The sequence below is a fragment of the Peribacillus sp. NPDC097895 genome (assembly GCF_050277555.1).
GTDB lineage: Bacteria > Bacillota > Bacilli > Bacillales > DSM-1321 > Peribacillus.
On the sequence record NZ_JBNNSH010000004.1, the window covers coordinates 144,174 to 167,479 of the forward strand.

The 23,306-nt window shown below is 37.3% G+C and carries 20 protein-coding genes and 2 pseudogenes; 16 read left to right on the forward strand and 6 right to left on the reverse strand.

What is annotated here, in order from left to right; translation table 11 throughout:
- Positions 1 to 2: 2 nt before the first annotated feature.
- The 3 genes from ACQKMH_RS19810 to ACQKMH_RS19820 all read left to right on the forward strand — a co-directional run bounded on the left by ACQKMH_RS19810 (position 3) and on the right by ACQKMH_RS19820 (position 2,960).
- On the forward strand, positions 3 to 878 hold the full coding sequence (locus ACQKMH_RS19810) for a MurR/RpiR family transcriptional regulator (protein WP_427589130.1): 876 nt from the start codon (positions 3 to 5) through the stop codon (positions 876 to 878).
- Positions 879 to 982: 104 nt separating this feature from the next.
- Positions 983 to 1,711: a GntR family transcriptional regulator gene (locus ACQKMH_RS19815; RefSeq protein WP_427589131.1), complete on the forward strand. Its 729-nt coding sequence runs from the start codon at positions 983 to 985 to the stop codon at positions 1,709 to 1,711.
- Between the two features lie 400 nt (positions 1,712 to 2,111).
- Entirely contained in the window at positions 2,112 to 2,960 is an 849-nt protein-coding gene (locus ACQKMH_RS19820) for a pentapeptide repeat-containing protein (protein ID WP_427589132.1), read from the forward strand.
- Positions 2,961 to 3,242: 282 nt separating this feature from the next.
- Here the strand turns inward: ACQKMH_RS19820 and ACQKMH_RS19825 are convergent, their stop codons facing one another.
- Entirely contained in the window at positions 3,243 to 3,923 is a 681-nt protein-coding gene (locus ACQKMH_RS19825; protein ID WP_427589133.1) for a DUF1796 family putative cysteine peptidase, read from the reverse strand.
- Positions 3,924 to 4,215: 292 nt separating this feature from the next.
- Here ACQKMH_RS19825 and ACQKMH_RS19830 point away from each other — a divergent pair, with 292 nt between their 5' ends.
- The 4 genes from ACQKMH_RS19830 (at position 4,216) to ACQKMH_RS19845 (ending at position 8,067) form a co-directional block, all read left to right on the forward strand.
- Complete coding sequence (locus ACQKMH_RS19830) at positions 4,216 to 4,488, forward strand: DUF4190 domain-containing protein (protein WP_427589134.1); 273 nt, start codon at positions 4,216 to 4,218, stop codon at positions 4,486 to 4,488.
- A 320-nt stretch (positions 4,489 to 4,808) separates the two neighbouring features.
- A complete protein-coding gene (locus ACQKMH_RS19835; RefSeq protein ID WP_427589135.1) occupies positions 4,809 to 6,338 on the forward strand; it encodes a multicopper oxidase family protein in 1,530 nt (509 codons plus the stop codon).
- Positions 6,339 to 6,722: 384 nt separating this feature from the next.
- Positions 6,723 to 7,178 carry a GNAT family N-acetyltransferase gene (locus tag ACQKMH_RS19840; RefSeq protein ID WP_427589136.1) on the forward strand — a complete coding sequence of 152 codons (456 nt, stop codon included), beginning with the start codon at positions 6,723 to 6,725 and terminating at the stop codon, positions 7,176 to 7,178.
- A 115-nt stretch (positions 7,179 to 7,293) separates the two neighbouring features.
- Complete coding sequence (locus ACQKMH_RS19845) at positions 7,294 to 8,067, forward strand: GH25 family lysozyme (RefSeq protein WP_427589137.1); 774 nt, start codon at positions 7,294 to 7,296, stop codon at positions 8,065 to 8,067.
- 47 nt (positions 8,068 to 8,114) lie between these two features.
- Here ACQKMH_RS19845 and ACQKMH_RS19850 read toward each other — a convergent pair whose 3' ends face one another.
- Positions 8,115 to 8,294, reverse strand: a complete 180-nt coding sequence (locus ACQKMH_RS19850; RefSeq protein ID WP_427589138.1) for a small, acid-soluble spore protein, H family — start codon at positions 8,292 to 8,294, stop codon at positions 8,115 to 8,117.
- A 251-nt stretch (positions 8,295 to 8,545) separates the two neighbouring features.
- Here ACQKMH_RS19850 and blaOXA point away from each other — a divergent pair, with 251 nt between their 5' ends.
- Both blaOXA and ACQKMH_RS19860 read left to right on the forward strand, forming a co-directional pair.
- Positions 8,546 to 9,340 (forward strand): class D beta-lactamase, encoded by a 795-nt coding sequence (gene blaOXA / locus ACQKMH_RS19855; RefSeq protein ID WP_427589139.1) that lies wholly within the window; start codon positions 8,546 to 8,548, stop codon positions 9,338 to 9,340.
- A gap of 306 nt (positions 9,341 to 9,646) precedes the next feature.
- Positions 9,647 to 10,384, forward strand: a complete 738-nt coding sequence (locus tag ACQKMH_RS19860) for a TerC family protein (protein ID WP_377358018.1) — start codon at positions 9,647 to 9,649, stop codon at positions 10,382 to 10,384.
- A 118-nt stretch (positions 10,385 to 10,502) separates the two neighbouring features.
- Here ACQKMH_RS19860 and ACQKMH_RS19865 read toward each other — a convergent pair.
- Both ACQKMH_RS19865 and ACQKMH_RS19870 read right to left on the reverse strand, forming a co-directional pair.
- Positions 10,503 to 10,631, reverse strand: a pseudogene (locus tag ACQKMH_RS19865) (IS3 family transposase); the annotation flags it as partial.
- A gap of 109 nt (positions 10,632 to 10,740) precedes the next feature.
- Positions 10,741 to 12,159 (reverse strand): sigma-54 interaction domain-containing protein, encoded by a 1,419-nt coding sequence (locus ACQKMH_RS19870; protein ID WP_427589140.1) that lies wholly within the window; start codon positions 12,157 to 12,159, stop codon positions 10,741 to 10,743.
- Between the two features lie 319 nt (positions 12,160 to 12,478).
- Here ACQKMH_RS19870 and ACQKMH_RS19875 point away from each other — a divergent pair, with 319 nt between their 5' ends.
- From ACQKMH_RS19875 to ACQKMH_RS19895, 5 genes and pseudogenes are all read left to right on the forward strand, one after another.
- Entirely contained in the window at positions 12,479 to 13,513 is a 1,035-nt protein-coding gene (locus tag ACQKMH_RS19875) for an aromatic ring-hydroxylating oxygenase subunit alpha (RefSeq protein ID WP_427589141.1), read from the forward strand.
- A gap of 199 nt (positions 13,514 to 13,712) precedes the next feature.
- Positions 13,713 to 14,561, forward strand: a pseudogene (locus ACQKMH_RS19880) (BCCT family transporter).
- 445 nt (positions 14,562 to 15,006) lie between these two features.
- Positions 15,007 to 16,110, forward strand: coding sequence for an endospore germination permease (locus ACQKMH_RS19885; protein ID WP_427589142.1), 1,104 nt, complete (start codon positions 15,007 to 15,009; stop codon positions 16,108 to 16,110).
- Positions 16,082 to 17,593: a spore germination protein gene (locus ACQKMH_RS19890; RefSeq protein ID WP_427589143.1), complete on the forward strand. Its 1,512-nt coding sequence runs from the start codon at positions 16,082 to 16,084 to the stop codon at positions 17,591 to 17,593. Before ACQKMH_RS19885 ends, ACQKMH_RS19890 begins: the two co-directional genes overlap by 29 nt.
- Complete coding sequence (locus ACQKMH_RS19895; protein WP_427589144.1) at positions 17,593 to 18,732, forward strand: Ger(x)C family spore germination protein; 1,140 nt, start codon at positions 17,593 to 17,595, stop codon at positions 18,730 to 18,732. Before ACQKMH_RS19890 ends, ACQKMH_RS19895 begins: the two co-directional genes overlap by 1 nt.
- A 156-nt stretch (positions 18,733 to 18,888) precedes the next feature.
- On the opposite strand, the gene ACQKMH_RS19900 is transcribed toward ACQKMH_RS19895, so the two are convergent.
- Positions 18,889 to 20,028: a LuxR C-terminal-related transcriptional regulator gene (locus ACQKMH_RS19900; RefSeq protein ID WP_427589145.1), complete on the reverse strand. Its 1,140-nt coding sequence runs from the start codon at positions 20,026 to 20,028 to the stop codon at positions 18,889 to 18,891.
- A 267-nt stretch (positions 20,029 to 20,295) separates the two neighbouring features.
- On the opposite strand from ACQKMH_RS19900, the gene ACQKMH_RS19905 reads away from it, so the two are divergent.
- Positions 20,296 to 21,048, forward strand: coding sequence for an SDR family NAD(P)-dependent oxidoreductase (locus tag ACQKMH_RS19905; protein ID WP_427589146.1), 753 nt, complete (start codon positions 20,296 to 20,298; stop codon positions 21,046 to 21,048).
- A 53-nt stretch (positions 21,049 to 21,101) separates the two neighbouring features.
- Positions 21,102 to 21,845, forward strand: a complete 744-nt coding sequence (locus ACQKMH_RS19910; protein ID WP_427589147.1) for an SDR family NAD(P)-dependent oxidoreductase — start codon at positions 21,102 to 21,104, stop codon at positions 21,843 to 21,845.
- Between the two features lie 631 nt (positions 21,846 to 22,476).
- On the opposite strand, the gene ACQKMH_RS19915 is transcribed toward ACQKMH_RS19910, so the two are convergent.
- Positions 22,477 to 23,295 carry a M55 family metallopeptidase gene (locus tag ACQKMH_RS19915; RefSeq protein WP_427589148.1) on the reverse strand — a complete coding sequence of 273 codons (819 nt, stop codon included), beginning with the start codon at positions 23,293 to 23,295 and terminating at the stop codon, positions 22,477 to 22,479.
- Between the last annotated feature and the right edge of the window lie 11 nt (positions 23,296 to 23,306).

The following is a 23,306-nucleotide window of genomic DNA, read 5'->3' on the forward strand; positions in this document are numbered from 1 at the left end:
ATATGCACGTTGAAAATGTTTTATTAAAAATAGAAAGCTTATTAAATCAATTGCCCAAATCTGAAAGAAAAATTGCCCAATATGTATTAGAAAATCCTAAGGACACAATAAGGATGACGATACATGAATTAGCTGCTCAAGCCAATGCCAGCAGTTCGGCTGTAACAAGATTTTGTCGTTCCATAAAAGTTAACAGTTTTTCAGAATTAAAGGTATCTTTATCATCTCTTACTTCGCAACCAGAGAAAAAAGGATTCTATGACATTGAACCTAATGAAACGATTGCGTCAATTAAAAATAAAATAGTTTCTAACTCTGTCCAAGCTATACAAGAAACAGCACATTATTTAGATGAAGCCGTGCTAGACAATATAGTTGAAACCATGAGAAATGCAGATGTCATTTATGTCTATGGATTAGGAGCATCATGGCTCATTGCTGAAGATATTACACAGAAATGGTTGCGATTAGGAAAGATTGTGAGTGCCAATCAAGACCCGCATATTACGGCCACGGCGCTTGCTTCATCATCGAAGAATACCGTTTTTTTCTGTATTTCTAATAGTGGCGAAACGGAAGAAGTTCTGCAACTTGTTGATATAGCTAAAGCATATGGGATTAAAACAATTGGATTATCGCGCTTGGGGAACAATGGATTAACTAAAAAAGTCGATATGTCTTTACATCATGTACGTGCACCAGAGGCTAAGTTTCGAAGTGCAGCAACAAGTTCGCTGTTTGCACAATTGCTAACGGTCAGTATTATTTTCTATGCGTATGTTTCAAAATACTATAATGAAAATAAAAGTGGAATTGAACGTTCAAGGGAATCTGTATTAAAATTCACAAAAAGAAATCTAGATACTTCTGAAAAATGAGATCTAATCTTCAGGAATTATTTATCGTGAGTTTTTTACTTGAGATGTTCCTAATCAGGATGCCAGTCAAAATAACATCACGATGAAAGGAAGATGTACGCTAGATGATCCAAAAGAAATCTCCGCTTCCAATTTATTATCAACTTGAAGAGACAATTAAACAATCGATTCAAAAGCATGAGATAAAGCCAGGAGAAATGATCCCTTCAGAAAGAGAATACACTGAAAAATATCAAATAAGCAGAATGACGGTGAGACAAGCCATTTCTAATCTTGTGAATGATGGCTATTTATACAGGCAGCGCGGAAAAGGAACATTCGTTTCCCACCAAAAACTCGACCAACCCCTACAAGGATTAACAAGCTTTTCAGAGGATATGCGTTTAAGGGGACTTGAACCAAGTACACGTGTAATCAGTTTTACAGAGGTCAAAGCTGATCAGGATCTTGCGGCAAAGCTTGAGGTTGAAGCGGGAACAACTATTTTCGAGCTCAAACGTATAAGGCTTGCTGATCGGTTGCCGATGGCATATGAAAAGTTATATATTTCAAAAGAACTTGCCTTCGGTCTCACGGAAGAAATAGCTGCAACCTCCATATATAGCTATGTAGAAAAAACGTTTGGCGTAAAAATCCAACATGGCAGACAGGTGATTGAAGCCTCCATTGCTCAAAAAAGGGAGGCGGAAATGCTCGAGATTGCAGAAGGTTCCCCGGTAATGCTAATTGAACGAAGAAGCACCCTTGATACAAAAAAGCCACTTGAGGTTGTCAGATCCGTTTACCGTGCAGATCGATATAAATTAACAATTAATTTGGACCGATTATCATAATTAGCAAAACGAGTGTTCTAAAACCCCTTATACTGCAGTTCTAGAGATATAGTAGTTCTAATGGATCTAAAAGCTCCTCGAATCAATTGATTCGAGGAGCTTTTTAAAGCGATAATATCAAACTCAACAATAATGGCATTTAATAGTTATTAGCTGCTCAAACTTTGAGAAAGAGGAATTACAATTTATAAAGATAGATTTCTTGATTAAAACCCGCGGAGTGGAAATCAACGGTCTATTTAAATCCTAAAAAACTGTAGACAAACTCCATTATTATCGAGATTGTCTACAGTCTGAATAATCATAATGATGATTGTTTTTATATGGTATTATTCTTGTAGATGAACACTTCTCAAGATAAGCATTTAAAAGTAATTTTTCATTAAAGGATGTGTAAGTATTGTCTAGTCAATTGAATAATGACAATATTCAAAATGAATTTAGTGCAGACTGTAAAAAATGTTTTGGTTTGTGCTGTGTAGCTTTGCCTTATGCAAAATCAGCGGATTTTGCTCTTAATAAAGATGGAGGGACTCCTTGCAAAAACTTGCAATCAGATTATCGTTGTGGGATTCATAAAAATCTCAGAGTGAAAGGTTATCGAGGTTGTACTGTATATGAGTGCTTTGGGGCAGGTCAAAAGGTTTCGCAAGTGACATATCAAGGAAATGATTGGCGAAATAACCCAGCGTCAGCAAAGGAAATGTTCGATGTATTTCCAATTATGCAACAACTTCACGAGATGCTTTGTTACTTAAATGAAGCACTAAACTTAGAAGAAGCTCAACCTATTTATAAAGAATTGCAGGATGCATTGACGGAAACTGAACAACTCACTTTTCTAAATCCAAAATCTATCATGGAACTAAATGTACCAGCTCATAGAGCTATTGTTAATGACTTACTTCTACAAACAAGTGAATTAGTACGTGCAAAAGTTAAGAACAACAAAAGTCAAAGAAAAAAAAGCAAAATAAATAGGGGAAGTGACCTTATCGGTACTAATTTAAGAGGTGCTGACCTTAAAGGAACCGATTTAAGAGGCGCCCTGCTCATAGCCTGTAACCTTAGAGAATCTGACATGAGAGTGACTGACCTTATTGGTGCAGACTTGCGAGATGCTGATTTAAGTGGGGCTAATCTCACGGGAAGTATCTTTCTTACTCAAGCACAAGTAAACTCGGCTAAGGGTGATAGTACGACTAAATTACCACCTTCTTTAAGGATTCCTGAACATTGGTTAGCTTAAATTTGCAATAATCTATTTTAATAATTAATTAAATTAGACTGTAGACAAACGCAATTTTCAAAAAGTTTGTCTACAGCTTGAACCTCGGAGGACTTTTAAAAGGAAGGCCATCTAGTTTGCTCTCATCATTCTTCCCTCAGTTAGAAGCTTCCAGAATAAAGGAATGACAATCTTGGATGATCAAACCAGTAAAGTAAATGAAGTTCATCTTGTCCTATACCTCTGTCTTTCAAATAAGTAGTTTGTTTAAGAACTGCCAAGCAGTATTTATTCTTCTATTTATTACTTTGTTAGAGTTACTCCTTTAAGGACTTCATCCCAAATGGCATGATCATCAGGGTTTTGACTTGGAACCTGTACTAAACAAATCCCATTCAAACCCCAGTTCACTTCTTTTACCCCCTGTAAACCATCAACGCGCTCCATTATCAGGATATTTATTTTCCCCTTTGTTATTTCAGACAAGATAGATTGTAATTCAACGACTTCGTCAGCATTCGCCTTTTCCCATTCGTATCTTATGAATAAAATAGATTGACTTTGAGTAATATGTGTAAAAAATCTCTCAATCCGTTGCTTCAATTTTTCTTTATAAGAGGGATATTGAACAATCCAATCTTGATTGGGAACCTTAGGGAAATCATGGACGGAATCTATATGATAATAGCTATCTTGAATGAAATGTGCCTTGGCCGGTTCAGTACCTCCCTGCTCAAAGACAGTATTTCCTTCATCAACAAAATGTGCCAGTATATCTTTTTCAACCATATTTCCTAACTCCATATAGCCCTCAAATCTATTTTTTAACAATTTATTTACATCGGTGAGATAGGGGGATTGAACCCAATCAAATGGAAAGGAATTCCTTCTTAAATTATGACGTTTTGTGTGTAGTGCAGGACCACACCAAGAACCTAAACTAGCTACAAGGTCATATGATCCCTGTATTTCTCGTAAATTCATATTATTATTACCCCCACCTAATTTTTCTATATTTTACGCGTGCATGACTCCATTTGATTGGATAAGAGAGTAATTATTTGATGAATGTTTTCAAGCAACAATGGTGAAAGAGGGATTTTTTTTGAATTTTACTAACTTTTCTTCCTAACTGGGGCAGATTAGTTGTTGAACATTGAATGAACACGTATGAAAAGAAATGGTTACTTGTGCAGAAATAAAGAGGCCGGATGTTTAATAATAGATAGTCATTTTGAATACAATCTAAGAGGAGAATCGTATAGGGAGGGGAATTATGGAAGGTACTACAAATAGAAAATCTATTTATTCATTAACGCTAGGAATTTTGTCCATCATTATTCCTTATATAGGTTTAGTACTTGGTATTGTGGGGCTATTGCTCTCATCAAAAAGTATGAAAGAGATAGAAAAGTCCAACCAACAAGGTAGAAGGCTATCTTCTTCAGGAAAGATTTGTAGTATTGTAGGTATATGTTTGCAGGCTCTTCTGATAGTACTTTTAACGTTGTCAATCAGTGTATATTTTATTACGGATGTTTCACCATGATTTCCCAAACATGTTCTAAAGTCGAAGAACCAGCGAAGGCTTTTTCATATTGAACTATGAAGTGGTTAGCGGGATAGCTAATTTAGAATGATTTCTAGTAAATGAAACAGGTAATGGCTCAGCAACTTAAATCAGAAAAAGAAATAACGGTGTAAAGAACAGCCAACAGTAAGGGTTGCTGCGGTAATCCTTTTTGTAGCTAATAGGGCTGGATACTATTTTCACCCTAATATTAATTTGAATTGTCATACAGGACTAGTACTTTTAATAAAATTTAGAAAGAAGGTAATGATCAGCAACCGTTCAAAAGGAGCGAAAATATGATTCTCTCTAAATTTGTAGATGAACTCCCCATTCCCCCTATTTTAAAACCTCGATGGAAAGATCCGGTTCATACTTATTATGAAGTGAAGATGACGGAATTTAAGCAATCACTCCATAGTGAGTTAAATGATACAACTGTATGGGGCTATGAAGGCAGCTATCCTGGACCTACAATTGAGGTAGAGAGCGGAGAGAAAGTGTTTATTAAATGGATCAATAACCTTCCAGATAAGCATCTTTTTCCGGTAGACAATACGGTTCATGGTGCCCATGTTGACGTACCGGAAGTTCGAACGGTGGTACACGTACATGGCGCTAGTGTTGAATCGGACAGTGATGGCTACCCGGAGGCTTGGTTTACAAAAAGATTCGAACGAGTAGGACCTTATTTTAAAAAGGAAGTATATCAATATGATAATAACCAAAAATCTGTTACTCAATGGTATCATGATCATGCACTTGGGATTACCAGACTCAATGTTTATGCGGGACTGGCAGGTTTTTATCTTATCAGAGATAAAAAGGAACGTGTATTGAATTTGCCCTGCGGTGAATATGAAATCCCACTAATAATTCAAGACAGGTCCTTTCATGAAAATGGCGCTCTTTTTTATCCAAACCAGCCAGATAAACCGATCGGGGAATTAGAAACATCGATCGTTCCTGAATTTTTTGGGGACACCATTCTTGTTAATGGCAAAGTATGGCCCTATTTAAAAGTGGAACCACGAAAATACCGATTCAGGCTGTTAAATGGATCTAACACACGTTTTTATAGGATAAAGCTTGATTCAGGGCAACGCTTTTATCTAATCGGGACAGATAGCGGTTTAATGGAATATCCGATAGGGGTTAAAGAAATCATACTTGCTCCTGCAGAAAGAGCGGATGTCATCATTGATTTTACTAATCTTGCTGGAAAGAACATTATCGTGACAAATGACGCCCCGGCTCCCTATCCTGATGGAGATCCCGCTAATGCAGTTGGGGTAGTGATGGAATTCAGAATCACTCTTCCTCTTACAAGTATTGACACCAGCGTTATTCCGGCTTATATGATGCCACTTCCAAAAATGAATGAACAGTCAGCTTCCAAGATACGATATCTAACATTAAATGATAATATGGATAAGTACGGCCGTGAATTTATGTTATTGGATAATAAACAGTGGGATGCCCCCGTAACAGAAAATGCAAAATTAGGATCAACCGAAATATGGTATCTTATAAACTTAACTACGGATACACACCCAATTCACGTTCACTTAATTGATTTCCTGGTGATAGACCGAAGACCTTTCGATGTCGATAAATATAATAAGGAAGGTGTCATCCATTACACTGGCCCAGCAATCCCACCCGAACCACAAGAACGAGGAGGGAAGGATACAGTAAGAGCCAATCCGAGACAAGTAACGCGGATTATCATGAATTTTGGTCCTTATACAGGCAGGTATGTATGGCATTGTCACATCTTGGAGCATGAGGATTATGAAATGATGAGACCGTATTTCGTTATTTCATAAAGATGGGCACTGTTTCCTTTATATATTCAAAAAAAGAAAACCTCTGAAATTGAATTTTCAGGGGTTTTCTTCTAATGTTTAAGTAAAACTAGCTAGCTGCTTTAACTTACGGAAATGAGAATTGACATGAAAAACCCCCTTGCCTAATAAAAGTGTCCTGGAGATTGCCAAATTATTAAAACCTGGAGGGCTATCATGAATGATATGGACAAAGGCAGCTGTTAGGGATCATGGATATATGGTGTGTCCCTGCTTTTTTCTTACTGAACTAAAGGGTAGATTAACTCAATAAATAAAAAATGGTAAAATATGAATTGTGAAGGAGAGTGAACATGGAAAAGATTTTGGCACCATTTTCATTAGAATGTTTGGGAGGGTATTTTTATGGAAATTAAAATAGATGATTTAACTGGATATGAAGTGATTGAATTGGTGAGGGAGCACCTTCATGGTATGACCCTGCATTCTCCGCCGGAAAGTATACATGCTTTAAATCTAGAGGAATTGCGGAGACCAGAAATTACATTCTGGAGCGTATGGGATGGAGATGTTTTAGTTGGATGCGGGGCGCTTAAAGAACTTGATGGTCAACATGGAGAGATAAAATCAATGCGAACGGCTTCAGCACATCAAAAAAAAGGTGTTGCAAAACAACTACTTCAATACATAGTTGATGAAGCCAAGCGACGTGGATATCGGCGTTTAAGTTTGGAAACGGGATCAATGGATGCTTTCATGCCGGCAAGAAAACTATATGCAAGTTTCGAATTCCAATATTGTAAGCCGTTTTCCGATTACAAGGAGGACACGAACAGCGTATTTATGGCAAAGGAACTATAAGTTTCTTCAAGAAAAGTCACATATTATTATGGAATGACTTGAACGTGGAACACAATCTTATGCTGTAGAAATAATATGTCAGTGAATTTACGAAAAAGAGGAGGAGAATAATAATATGACTCGTTTAAAGGGGATTGATGTTTCGCACTGGCAAGGAAAGATTAATTGGGATAAAGTTGCAAAGGCAGGAGTGCAGTTTGTATTTATTAAAGCTACCGAGGGAACCAGCTATTCTAAGCTATCCTATTTTCAAGAAAATGCTCCTAAAGCTCTTCAAGCCGGATTAAAAGTCGGGGCCTATCACTATGCCAAGTTTGCCACTGTTGAGGAAGCAAAGGCTGAGGCTGCCTATTTTTTAGAGTCTATCCGTTTTGTTGCTTTAAATTACCCTATTGTTCTTGACCTTGAAGAAAATAAAAAAGAGGCTAAGAAAAAAACACTGACAGATGCTGCAATAGCTTTTTTAGAAGCTATTGAGGAAGCGGGACACACTGCTATGCTTTATACTGGAAAATCATTTCTTGAAAATACTTTAGATGAATCAAGATTATCGAAATACGCTTTATGGATCGCACGATATAACAGCACGTTGGGACGTCACACAGACATTTGGCAGCATTCAGATTCAGGTCAAGTAAGCGGCATCAGCACAAAGGTAGATCTAAATGTAGCCTATCGGGATTTCACAAAAACCGTAAATACCTTTAGGACAGCCAATAGCTCTTGTACATTAAAATCTCCATCTGCAAATTATACTGTAAAAAAAGGCGACACACTTAGCTTGATTGCAAAAAAACACAAAACAACCGTAAAATCCCTAGTTAGCCTGAACGGAATTAAAGACCAGGACAAAATTTATATCGGTCAAAAATTATTGGTGAATAAGTAAAAGCCCTTCTCTTAACGAGAGGAGCTTAATTTTAATTGAAGAGTTCTTTAAAATTCTTTAAGATCTTCAATTCCGACCTCAGATCTTTCCTCCAATGGCCCTCTTAGATGTACTGTAGCTGTTCTACCATCTGCATTTAAATTATCAATCCAAACTGAAGCTCCATTATATCTTACCTCAATGTCAGATGAAGAAGATAGAATCTGTTTCACACGATTAGCATCCACATAAATCCCTCCCTGATGATTAGTCTAATTATTATTAGGAGAATTATTGAATTTTATTCTTTATGAAAAGAAAGCAAAAAAATTAGATACCATAGTAAATTTAACTACAGATGTTCATTAATGTGGGGGATTCTCCCGGTTTTCCGAGAAGGCCGTTTCTAAATTCACATTCGTTTTTTTAATCTTAAAAATATTCGGTTAATCTGATAGAATGGAATAGATTGTAAATAAATGTATCGCGGTGATTATATATGAAAAAACGTAAGGTTCTGATGCTAATTGGTGCACTCGTTCTAATTACATGTATGCAGCAACCTTTTGGAGCTGATGCTGCCAAGGACAAGCCAAATATGAAGAAGCTAGACGTCGATGAGTTTTTTTCAGAAAGTGACGGAACCTTTATATTACGTGATATGAAAAAAGACAAGACTTTTATTTATAATAATGAACGAGCCGCTCAAAGATTTGCGCCGCAATCGACTTTTAAAGTACCCAATGCACTCATTGGATTACAGGTAGGAGCCGTAGAAGATGAATATGACATAAAATATTGGGATGGAGTGAAACGGGAAATCGAAATTTGGAACCAGGATCATACGCTCGGGTCTGGTTTAAGGAACTCTGTAGTTTGGTACTATCAAGCAATGGCCCGAGATATTGGAGAGGATCGTATGGAGGAGTGGGTTCAAAAAATTTCTTATGGCAACCAAGATATTAGTGGAGGAATTGATCAGTTTTGGTTAAGCAGCTCACTCAAAATTTCCCCTATTGAACAAGCGGATTTTATGGAATCTTTATATAAAGAGAATCTTCCTTTTGATAAGGATACCATCAAAACCGTTAAACGAATGATGGTTCAGACTGAAGGGGACAACTTTACACTTTACGGTAAAACAGGACAGGGATCAAACCTGGGCTGGTATGTTGGTTTTATTGAAACAAACGATCGCAATTATGTTTTTGTAACGAACATTTCCGGTACATCAGCAGACGCTAAAAGCATCACAATGGGCATTTTAAAGAAATATCATTTAATGGCACAGTGAGGAGAAATCTATACAAAAAAATCTTGATTATATACTTCAACGAACGCGGATGGTTGCAGGCCTTAATCAAGTTTTTTTTATTAGTCCACCAAGATGAAAAAATCCCAACGTATCCAAGTGGAACTATGTCTGAATAAGAGAATATATTATAGAGCTAACGGGACTGAAGTGTTGAATAAGGAAGTGGATACAATGGAACAATATTGGAATGAGAAAAAGTTCAAGGGTGACTTATGACTGTTAATGAATGCAAAATGTTCAAGATTATGTTTACTGGCTTATGAAGGGATATTTTAGGGGGGCAAAATGGAACTATCTTTGTTATTGGAGTATGGATGGGTTTTAATCATCTTAATTATTTTAGAAGGTTTATTATCTGCTGATAATGCATTGGTTTTAGCCATTATGTCAAAGCATTTACCACAAGAACAGCAAAAAAAAGCGATCAATATTGGATTGCTATTAGCTTTTGTATTTAGGATCGGTGCAATCTTCATCATTTCGTACCTTTTCCACGTTTGGCAAGTTCAAGCAATTGGGGCTGCATATTTGATTTTCATTTCCATAAAACATTTACTTAAAAAGGACCACGGGGAAGATGGAAAAAAGGGCAAAAGTTATCGTATGACTGTTGCGCAAATTGCATTAGCGGATATTGCGTTTGCCGTTGATTCAATTTTAGCTGCAGTTGCTCTTGTTCTTGCTTTGCCAGATACGCCAATGGGTGATATAGGTGGTATGGACGGAGCTAAATTCATTGTTATTTTAATAGGAGCAATTGCAGGCTTGATTGTCATTCGGTTTGCAGCAGGATACTTCGTTAAGATATTGACGGAACGACCTAGCCTCGAAACGGCAGCCATGTTAATTGTTGGTTGGGTTGGGGTGAAGTTATTAATGCATACACTTGCACATCCATCCCTGCACATCATCCCTCACGATTTTGTTGAAGGGCCCATTTGGAACATAATCTTTTGGTCAGTCATGCTACTTATTGCTTTAGGTGGATGGTTTTTATCTGGAAAAACAGAAAAAAACGATTAACAAAATGACTAACGTTATCAGATAAAAAAAGAGTTGAAATCGTTCAATTAATTCCCTATTTTCCTTAGGGTTAATTTTTGTTAGTGTTATGTTTGCTAAATAAGGATTTAAGACGACTTCAAATTTGAAGTGAACCCCAAAATTTTAGACACCAGGCAACCTTGTGGGTATGAACCCGGTAATCTACTGGGCTCATGCCTTTTAATTTCACTTTAATCCGTCGGTGATTATAATGATGGTTATATTCTAACCAGATCTGATCGGATAGGATCTTTTCCCATTTTTTATGTCTCCGCGCACGTGTGGATCATGCCGTTAACAAGCCCACTAATATTTATGATTTATTTTTTATGGAATCAATTATAAAGGTCTAAATCTTTACAGTATTTCCGCACTAACCGTGATGCTTTTGATTGGCTAATGGATAATTGATGAGCGACCTTCCTTGTATTCCTGAATTTTGTATAAGAAGTAACAATCAGGTTTCTTTCAAGTTCTTCTAAAGCTGTATCTAATGAATAATCTTGGAACATTTGATTTGATTGGACTTGGATTGTGCTGTTTTGACTAAGTGGTGTTTCTTGATTTGGTGTTTCTTGAGCATTTTTTTGTTGTAGTATTATTGGTAAATCAGATACCTGAATGATAGCATCACTCGTAACAACTAGGCTTTCTATTAAATTCTCTAATTGCCGTATATTTCCGGGCCATGGATAGTCATAAAAAATATCGAGGACTTCCTTCGAAATAATTCGATTAACTTGATACTTTTTATTGAATACTGAAAGAAAATAGTAAGATAGCGGGATGATATCTTCTTTTCTTTCCCTTAATGGCGGTATTTGTAAATTAACTACATTAAGTCGATAATATAAATCTTCCCTAAATCGTTTTTTCTGCACCATCTCAAATAAGTCTCGATTGGTAGCGGAAATAATACGAATGTCCACTTTCTTTAGTTCTCTGCCCCCGACAGGAAGAAATTCAAGGTCTTGAATAACCTGTAAAAGCTTAGCCTGAATATTTAACGGAACTTCTCCTATTTCATCCAAAAATACCGTACCGCCGTTTGCCATTTCAAGTAGTCCTTTTTTTCCGCCTTTGTTTGCCCCGGTAAAAGACCCATCCGTATATCCGAAAAGTTCTGATTCTATTAATTGTTCCGGTATAGTGGCACAGTTAATTGATAAGAAAGCCGAGTTCTTTCGTAGTCCTCTATTATGAATGTATTTAGCTAACACTCCTTTCCCTGTACCGGACTCCCCTTGAATCAAAATGGTCGCATCAACCATTGAAACCTTATCACATACTTCCATTACATTGTTCATCTGTTGGTTGTTCGTAATTACGTTTTCTCTATAAGAATTCTTTTCGCTTAGCTCTTCTGGTTCCTGTTCTTCTGGAATGCATAACCCTTTATAGTTTGGTTCTTGTGCTGTTGTAATAATAAGTTCAATTTCCTGTTCATCGTTGAGTAAAGGAATAGCTGTTGTAATCATTTCCTTTCCAATATATGAAACTTGTTTTATTGTAACCGGTTTCTTTTCTTTCAAAACAAAGGGTAAAATACTAGGTTTCCAATATCCTTTGGAGAAAATTTCATTATTATGCTTTCCAACTATTTCGCTTAACTGCTTTCCATAATGCCTTTCATAAGCTTTATTTGCGTAAATAATGCAGGCATCTTTATTAAGAACATAGATCTCATTAGGTGAATGATCTAATATTTTTTTCAATATCTCAGCACTCATTTCAATTTTTTCTTCATTATTCATTAAGTTTTGCATGAGTTAGCTCCCTTCATCTCCTTTTAAGATGTAAAATGAGTCAATAATAACTAAAATGAGTCTATTGTGGTTAAATTGAGTCAATTATAAACTGTTTTTATACATTAATGAAGGGCGAATTAGTAAATATCAGAAATAATAGGGAGCTTTCGAATTGGCATTATCCTTGCATAAGGGTTAGGTAAAGCATGCTACAGATATAAGGAAATATGATGCTAATTGGAAGAGGAGGTTTAAGAGTAATACCTGTATCCTTATTCAGAGCAAGTCTTTAATTTTATGTATAATTAAAGGAGGAACTTCCATTATGTCTACAAAAGAAGATATGAAAAAGTCGGAATTCACACTACCTTATAATCAGTATGTGGATCCTGAAGTCATGACGGAGGAAAGGGAAAATATTTTCTATAAAAACTGGATTATGGTTGGGCATACAAGCCAGGTAGAGAAGGTTGGAGACTTCTTTACATTTGATTTGGTTGGTGAGCCGATTATTGTAACACGGGCCAAGGACGGAGAGTTGCATGCTTTTTATAATATTTGCCCTCACCGTGGTGCGATAGTCGAGCGAACAGAGCAAGGCAATAAAAAAATTCTCCAGTGTATGTATCATGGATGGACATTCCATTTAGATGGTAAGGTGAATAGGACTCCAAATTTCAAAACAAATGATATAGAAAAGCCTAGCTGCATGACTTCAATTCGATTAGAAGTACATCAGTCGATGATATTTGTAAATTTAAATCAGGATGCCCCTGCTTTTGAATCAGATTATCAATCTTTTTTAAATAACATAAAAGAATTTACTTTTCTAAGTTCCTTAAAAAAGGTCAGGGAAAACCGTCGAATTGTTCATGCTAACTGGAAATCAATTATTGACAATTATTTGGAATGTGATCATTGTCAAATTGCCCATCCTAGCTTTTCGAAGGCCTTCGATTTAACTAAATATAGTATTATTCCTTGTGACAATTTTTCCTATCAGTGTACAACAGCAAGTGATGAAGATGAAGGTCCTGGTGCACGTTTTTACTGGGTATGGCCCAATACCATGATTAGTATTTACCCGGGTACTGGAAATATGACGACGAGCCATATTATCCCGGTAGATGAAAAAAGTTCATTGGCAATTTATCGTTATTATTTTGCAGATGAAAACTTAACTGATGAAGAGGAAGATTTAATTAAATTTGTAGATGAAGTGCGAGAAGAAGACTTCGAACTAGTTGAGTTATTACAAAGTGGATTACATTCTAGGGCTTGTGGAAGAGGAGTATATTCTCCGACCGAGCACGGCCTGAAACATTTTCATCAATTAGTCACAAAGGCGATGCAAAGCTAGTCTGTAATCGATAAAAGACCTATAATTTGATAAAAATGAAAGCGCTTTATATGTGTTGGTCATTTGTTAGGTGAATGATATAAAAGCTAGAGCTGAAAGTGTAGTTTTCATACGATCAAAAAGCAATGAAAGAGGCGTTCTTATTTTATGAAACAATCAAATGTTGATAAAGCAATCTTTTGGCCGGCTCTAGCTATTCTTGCTGCTTTGTCAATTCCTGTACTATTTCTGTGTTAGCACGTATTTTGGTCTGAAAAAAGGTCTGAAAAGAATGGCTAACATCAATACGTACCTTTTTCTAGCACTTTCTGCATTCGTTCTTTTAGCTGGTCCAACTTTGTTTATAATATCCAGATTTACGGATAGCGTTGGGATATTGTTACAGAATTTCTTTCGTATGAGTCTCTACTCCGACTCTGTTGCCAATTCTAGCTTTCCAGAAGCTTGGACGATATTCTACTGAGTTTGGTGGTTTGCTTGTGCTCCTTATATGGGCATATTTGTAGCGGAAATCTCGAAAGGCAAAACGATAAGACAAGTCATTTTTGCTGAATGTATGAGAGGAACAGTGGGGTGTTGGGCGGCGTTTTCTATAATGGGTAATACAGGTCTTTACTTTGAACTTAATAAACTTGTTCCTGTCATTGACATTTTAGAGAAGAAAGGTGGAGAAGCTGCCATTTACCAGGACCTTCCCGGCGGCAGTATTTCCTTGTTTGCCACTATCATTATCACCCTTACTTTTCTTTCTGCTACACTGGACTCTTCATTAGCAAGCGCAGCATCCAAAAAGTTGTCATTAGATCAAGAGCCAGATGGATGGAACAAATTGTTTTGGGCTTTGGTCATAGAGCTTGGAGGATTTTCAATGATGTTCGGTGGAGGACCACATGCTCTTCAATCAGTAGTAGTCAGTACTTCCGTTCCACTCATCTTAATAATGGCGATGGCACCGATATCGCTCATTAAATGGATAAAAGAGGATCAGGCAGAAAGCAGTAGCATAGAAAAAATGATCAATGAAGAACCTACAAAACTAACATCTTAATGTATCATTCAATCTGGGAGGATATAGGGAAGGTGCGGATGCTTAAAGGATAAAAAGGAACAGGCACTAGCTAAAGCTGGTGCCTGTTTGGCGTTGGCAGATGAAACCGAATATAACTTTGCTGGGATTTGATTGAAAAACCTAAAGGTATAAGTGATTTAACTTAAAGGACCCCAACCCTGCCAGATCTTTGCGATGAAGAGGATTGAACAGGAAAGAACAGGCAGTATTATTAATATTTCATCGGTTTCATCGACCTCATGCATCAATAAATCGACTCCACGGAACAGTGGGAAATCTATGGCGATGATAAATGGCGGTTGACTCAGCGGAGCGTATTAACGGGAGGGGCGTTCCATTACCTATCAGTCCATTAAAGAAATGATGCACCGTATGAATAAAAACAAAAATGCCTCCTCATATTAAAAGAGAGGGGATGTGTCACATGATAAAAAGTATCTCTACTTTTCAAGCAACAATTGTGCTGATTCTATCTATTGGGTTGATGAACCATGTTATCGTTTTACCTTCACTGCTTGGTGCATCCGGAAGAGATTCATGGATCAGTACTTTAGTCACCGGGATGCTTTTTCTATTTTGGCTTCCCATGGTTTATTGGATCATACATAAAACAAAGCAACAGCATATCATTGGCTGGCTTCATACTCACAGTCACCCGCTCGCTGCCTGGTCCATAAAAATCCTTCTTTTCTTATATATTTTATTAAACTTGTTTGTCACTTTATTTAGCACATTTTCCTGGGTAAACAGTACTTATATGATTCAAACGCCAGAATATATACTATTTATACCTTTCATCATCCTATGTTTTATTGCTGCCGAGGCTGGTATCAAAACAATAGCCATTGCCGGGGGATTGGTTTTGCCCCTTGTTGTGGCGCTTGGATTTATGATAATGACGGCAAATATACAGTATAAGGATTACTCCTTGCTTTTTCCTATTTTTGAAAATGGGATTACACCTGTATGGGACGGGGTCGTAATACTAGGTGGAGGTTTTACAGAGATATTTCTTCTCGTTTTGTTTCAACAGTTTGTAAAGACAGAAATAAAGTTCAGGAGTTTACTTTTTTTAGGCTTATTTCTTTTGTTTATCAGTATGGGACCCATAATAGGCTCCATTACAGAGTTTGGTCCGGTACAGGCTGCTAAAATCAGCAATCCTGCATACGCTCAATGGCGGTTACTAACCATGGGTAAGTATTTGAACCGCTTGGACTTTTTATCAATATACCAATGGCTTTCAGGTGCATTTATCCGTGTATCGTTATCGATTTTCCTAATGGGGGAACTGTTTCAAATTAAATCAAAAAAAATAAAAAATATTGTATTGCTTGCTATATCAGTCTCCTTAATCATTGCGCTTTGTATACCAATCGACATGCCAGCATACAGGGATTTTACAGAACGATATTACTTTAAATTGAGTGTGATTAGCATTTTGGTTATAACCTTTTTCATTAGCATAGTCATTTTTTTGAAAGAAAGGGTGAAAAAGAATGGAGCCTCTATTGAACAAGGAAAATAAGGGGAGTTCTTCGGAAATCCAACTAAAAACGGAGTATTTCAATGAATTATTCGGAATGAGCTCGGATGTAAAATTCCAAAAGCATACCATTACATCTGAAAGGAAAACAGATTCGCCCCTTATTTGTACTTTGATTTATTCAGAGGTGTTGGTCGATGTCAAAAAATTGTGGGAATCAGTCGCACGTCTTGAAGGTAATGTATTCATCAATGCCAAATTGAAGGAAAAAGAGGTTATAGAGGATCCGCAGGACGAATTTAAAGTCAGCAGGGTTTTCCCTTCCTCTACAACAAAAGAAGATGTGGAGGAAAACGTATTTTCCGGGATGGTCCTGATGCTATTTGAAGAATTGGAATTATTATTTATGTTTTCCCTACCAAGCATCCCTAATCGAAGTCCCGAAGAAACAAGTAGTGAAATTTCCATCCGAGGTCCACGTGATGGATTTATTGAAGATATCTCTGTTAATTTAGGGTTGATCAGAAAAAGATATAAAACCGCATCACTCGAAAATCAAGCATTTACCATTGGGAAAAGAAGTAAGACAAAAATCAATTTATTATATGTGAAGGATGTTGTTAATCAAGAAACCATTGAAAAGGTAAAGAGGAAAATTACTTCAATAAATACTGATGTCTTGTTGGGAACCACTGAACTTGAAGAATTTTTATCAGGCAGTAAGTTCAACCTGATCCCGCTTTTTGATTACACGGGAAGGCCGGATTATGCTGTAGCCAGTTTAAATAATGGACGTTTTGCCATTTTAGTGGATGGGTCACCAACTGCCTTAATTGGACCAGGTAATATTACATTATTGTTAAAAGCCGCGGAAGATCGTCATACTCCATCTTACTATACAAATTTCGAATATTTCTTTCGCATTATCGGACTAGTGATATCAATATTTCTACCAGGTTTTTATATAGCACTAATATCATTTCAATTAGATCAGCTCCCCTTCCCATTTTTGGCGACGATAACCGTATCTAGATTTGGGTTGCCTATATCACCTCAACAAGAGGCCTTCTTGATTTTGGGTTTATTTGAGTTGTTTCGAGAGGCAGGGATCACACTCCCCAAAGCAATCGGTCAATCACTGGCCGTTGTGGGTGGCTTAATTATAGGGGATGCGGCAATTAGAGGAGGGATTACATCCCCGACGATGTTGGTGGTGGCAGGTACCACTGCGGTAGCAACCTATACATTAATCAATCAATCTTTAGGTGGAATTGTAAGCATGGCCAGGTTTTTTGTATTATTTCTCTCTTCTGTTTTAGGTTTATTCGGATTCTTTCTCGGTGTATTCTCCATTGTCCTTTATTTATCAAGACTGCAGATTTATGGTTTACCCTACTTAGCGCCTATATCACCACTATCCTTAAAAGATCTTCTAGGGGGCGGTGTCTTTGTGAGGCCATATCTCTTTAGAAAGAAACGAGCCGAAATGCTGAAAACTAAGGACAGAACAAAAGGAAATCGCTAATGAAAATAATCCTTAGATTTATACTATTCGTAATGAGCCTTGCTTTTTTAAGTGGTTGCTGGGATGCTAAGGATATTCAAGATATTCAATATATAAGTGCAATGGGAATAGATTATCAAAATGGGCAGTATGTCATTTATGTGCAGGTGACGTCTTTTGCAGGTGTGGCTAAACAAGAAGGCTTGGAACCAAAACCAACACCTGTTTGGGTCGCCGAGGGACGCGGGAAAACAATGAATGAGGCCATGAATGACATTTATAAAAGGTCAAACCAGTATATTTATTGGGCTCATGTTAAATTGATCATTTTCTCTGAAAGCTTACTAAAACAGGGATTGGTCAACGTAAATGATCCCATTTTAAGATTTCAGCAAATTAGGGAAACAACTTGGTTATATGGAACCGATGATTCCTTAGAAAAGATCCTCTTTGTCAATAGTTTATTCGGCTCTTCAGTGCAAACAAGCATTTTCAATCCGGATGATATTTATAAATTAAGATCCTTTGTCGAACCCATCAGGATCCAAAGATTTTATACGCAAAATTATGAAACAGGAATGACAATAAAACTACCGAAGGTTTCTTTAAAAACTGAGGTGTGGAAAGCAAAAGAAAAAACACAGAATACCGTAAAACTATCAGGGGCTTATTTCATTAAAAATAATCAACTAAAGGGGGAGATAACAAATAAACATCTTGGGGGGATGAGATGGTTAACAAAATCAACGGTAAGGTCCCCGATTGGAATAAAAATCAACAAAAACAAAAATGTTCAAATATCTCTAATGAGGCCAAAATTCCATATAAAGCCAATCAATGTAAATAATAAAGTTGAATTCGATATTTCAATTGAAGTAGAAGGCGCCGTAATGGATATGGAAGAAAACATCTCCTTAAACCACCTTAAAGAAAAAATACAGAGGGCATTAGAGAAAGAAATTAGGGATACTTACAAATATGCTCTTGAAAAAAATATAGACATCTATAATTTAGAAGGAGTGATCTACAGAAAGGATTTGAAAAAATGGAAAGAAGTTTCTAAAGAGGATTTTAGCCTTAATGAAGAATCCATTCGTAATATTCAGGTGGATGTTACTATCGAAAAAACAGGCGATTATAAATATGAGTACATGAACTGATACCTTCAGAAGTGGATCGTAGGCTGCCATGACAGAATCTTTCTTCAAAGCCGTTTCCAATGATTATGATATGGCAGCTACTGTAAATGATATATTCAACAACTAACTATGTAAGGGTTTATTTTGACTTACATCACGATTAAAGGAAACTCGATTTTACTTTAATAGACCTAAGCGAAATCCATAGACTACGACTTGTGTACGGTTCTTGGCTTTAAACTTTGTCATTAAACTGCTTACATAATCCCTTATAGTATGCTCGCTTAATTGTAATAATTCGGCCATCTTTTTATTGTTATACCCCTCCGCCAGCAAGTTTAAAATCATGGATTCCCGTTCCGTCAATTGTAGATCGGTATCCATGGAAACCTCATCATCCTTTCTTGATAAATATAAACCTAACCGTTTTCCGACCTGTTCAAGTAAAGTTAGTTCATCTTTTGAATAATCGAATTCCTCTCCTAATTGATCAAAGGTCAGCCAACCGAAAACTTGCTGGTCATGAACAATCGGCACAAATATGACAGATGAAAGGTTAAACAACGTTATATGTTCCTTTTTAATATAATGATTGGGATTCTTTAAAAATACAGGTTTTTTTGAATTGAAAACAAAGGATTGCTTCAAGCTGAGTTGTCCTCTCATGCTTTGAATCTTAGGCAGCTCCAATCCAATGGTGCCGTAAAATTGATTGGACCAAGGAATATAAGCATAAAAAACACATCTTTTATAGTGAAAAAACTCTTCACATTTTTTTAGGATATGAGCAAAATCCTTGATTCCTGATGAGTTAATTAAAAGCTCATCTAATTGGTCTAATAGTTGCAGTCTTTTAAGTTCAGCATTTTCTTCGTGGGTTTTTGAAAGTTGCACTGGTTCGACATCCATCCATTTGTTATAGCTATGGATGAGGTGAGAGAAAATGGATAATAAGAACATTAGAATGGAAATGGTATGGGCATGTTTCAGGTTGGCCATTAAGGTAACGATGGACTTTTCAAAGATCAACCGGAACATGCTAAAATGGTTCACATTTAAAATGGGCAACTGTGATTGAAGCCAAGTTTCCAAATACTTATCGTATGTTTCATTTATGTCTTCGATGTTTGGAGCGGATAAAAATAGTAGAAATGATTCCAGTAATGTTTGTATCATCTCACGTTCATTTTCTAATATAAGGGGCTCTAGATTCAAATAAATATTGATATTTTCTTCAATCTGTTTGTTATGACTTTTTATGAATAATATGAATTGCTGAAACGATATCTCTTCATAAGCATGAGAGTGCTGGGTCATACGAGTCTCTTCTCCTTAAACAAAATACCCCTATATAAGGGGGATACTTACCCTATTATTATACAGCATATTATAGGATAGTATTTCAAATTGCGAGGAGTAAAATAAAGGCATAGACAGACAATGAAGCTTTTTTTAGCGGCATTCCATTTAAAGGGATGGACAATTGTTAAGTCAGCTTCATTTGCTTGTATAGGAATACTTGTCTAGTGAGAACCTCTAAGGATGGCAGTATCAGAATATAAGTAAAGGAGATCTGGTGAAATCATGAGACTTGAAAACAAAGTGGCAATCATTACTGGCGGGGGTACAGGGATTGGGAAAGAAACAGCTTTACTTTTTGCCAAAGAAGGAGCCAAGATCGTCATTACTGACATAAACCAAGAATCAGGTGATCAAGCAGTGAAAGACATTCAGGCAATAGGGGGAGAGGCCCTATACATCCGTCATGATGTCAGCAAAGAAGAAGATTGGAAAAAAGTTGCTAAGGAAACCATCGATACTTTCAAGAAAGTGGATGTTTTATTCAACAATGCGGGTATTTATATCATTAAACCAGTTGCAGAGATTGAACTGGAGGAATGGAATCGTCTCATGTCGATTAATGTGACAGGCGTATTCCTGGGAATGAAACATATCATGCCACTGATGGCCGAACAAAATAAAGGTTCAGTCATTAACGCATCATCCATTGCAGGCTTGATTGGCGCTCCAGGCCATGTTCTATACGGTGCAAGCAAGGGAGCGGTCAGGGTTATGACAAAAGATGCTGCCATCGAGTATGCTCCAAAAGGAGTCCGTGTAAACTCGATTCATCCAGGATACATCGATACCGGAATGGCAGACTATGCATCCGAACAAACGGGTAGTACAAAAGATGAATTGGGTAAAGAATTCCCGTTGGGGCATCTGGGAAGCGTCAAAAATGTGGCGAATACGGTGCTTTTCATTGCCTCGGACGAATCTTCCTATACAACGGGTGCCGAATTTGTGATAGATGGCGGAGCAACTGCTCGCTAAAATGCCTACCATTCCAGTAGATATTAGAAACTAAAACTAAGGAGTGTTTTAATATGAGATTAGAAAATAAAGTGGCGATCGTAACAGGGGGAGCAAGTGGGATTGGAGCCAGTACGGCTCAATTATTTGCAGAAGAAGGAGCTAAGGTCGTCATTGCAGATTTTGCCGATCATGGACAAGCTGTATCAGAAGAGTTGAATGGAAAAGGGTATGATACTCTTTTTGTTAAAACGGATGTGACGAATGAAAATGACATCAAGAATATGATCGAAGAAACCGTTAACAAATATGGAAAACTGGATATCATGTTTGCAAACGCTGGGATTGCCAGGGACGGAAATATTCATGAGTTAAGCTATGAGCAATGGCAAAAAACCATCGATATTAATTTATCTGGTGTCTTCCTTTCCGATAAATATGCGATAGAACAAATGCAAAAACAAGCTACTGGAGGCGCCATTGTCAATACAGGCTCCATCCATAGCCATGCAGGGAAACCGGGGGTAACAGCCTATTCTGCTGCGAAAGGCGGGGTCAAACTATTAACACAAACATTAGGTTCGACTTATGCGAAAGATGGCATTCGTGTCAATGCCGTTTGTCCTGGATATATTGATACACCACTTATTGCGGAAGCACAAGGTGAGATAAGACAAGGTTTGATCGATTTACATCCAATCGGCCGTTTGGGCAGAGCGGAAGAAGTGGCTAAAGCTGTTCTCTTCCTTGCAAGTGATGATGCTTCATTTGTTACAGGTACAAGTCTTATTGTAGACGGCGGTTATACAGCTGTATAATAAGGGCACATATAAGGATTATTCGCTGGTTCTCTCAAACAGTCAAAATCATTTGTTGCGATATTTACATGTAAAATAGAGCTTCTTCCATATGATGAGTGGTGTTCGTTTACTCCAATCATACGGAAGGGCTCTTTTTTACAAATAATGATAAGAAAAATCTTCACGAAGGTATAAGGATATAAAGCGTATTTATAGTGATTAATTCCAAAGTCCTCACTTTTTAGATTCATATATATCTATGTAAGAGGGAATATCCAAATTGGACAAAGAGGGTAATTATGCTGCCTGATTTAGCTACCGCAAAAGTCGAGCAGTTGAAAAGCCAATACGAACAGTTAAGATAAAAGAAAAAAACGTGTATATTTCATTTATCTATTAGGCTACTATTTGGAACAATTTATGAATTATCCTTATTTCACTTCGGACAGATTTTTCCGCTTTGGAGAAACTGTCTTTTTTTATCATATTTTTAAACGGATATTTTACTTAGAATAGACCGATTTGTATGAAAAATTTTTTATAAGAGCGTTCATGCCTTAGAACGGAGTATTTCCTTTCCGAGGCTCTTCACTCCTAGTTCCCTTCCTAATCCTTCGCTGGGAACTGGGAGTGGGAAAGAATATCTTACTTAGTTTAGTCCACCCGCAATTGCAATCAGACTGCGAATATACCGAAAAGCAATGATGAAGTCATCTGTCTCAAAGCGGTGGGTTGTAGAGTTCACTCTTTCGACGATTGGCAGAATTTCAGCCGCATCAGCCAGACCTGGATGTAGATAGGTGATTTCGACTAGGAAAGGACCTTGCAAAGAGACAGATTGAACCTTTGGAAGGCATGAAAGAGATGCAATCGTCTTTTCCTTAATCAGGCACCGCGCTTTTTGTGGGCTTAAGTTTTTTGCCGTTTGCCGGTTGATGGTGTGTTTGACGACAGCCGTTTCAATTTCCGGAATGAAGTCCAAAGCCTCTTTGGCTGCATATTGACAACCCGTGACAAGGACAACAGGTACTCCGAAAACCCCAGCGATTCCAGCATTCAGTGCGATTTCTCCCATGTCCTGGTGATTGATTCTGATATTCCGGATTACTCCTCCATGAAAGGTATGATTCAAAATACCGAGGTTTCCCATCCTAGAGTGGTAGCCCAAAAATATAGCAGCATCAAACTCCGGATTAATACCTTCCATCATCGCAAGCATTTTCGGAGAACCAGTGATATACTCCGCTTCCGGGTGCATGGCTTCTGGGATCAGATTGCGCATCGTTCCATGTGAATCATTCACGACAACTTCTGTAGCCCCCCACGACAAAGCACCTTCGATACATGAATTTACTTCTTCAGTCATCAGAACTCTTGCTCGATCATGTTCCCGTCCGTCTCGTGCAGTATGTTCACGATGAACGACTCCGGCTACTCCTTCAATGTCCGCAGAAATGAAAACTTTCATAACCATTACCT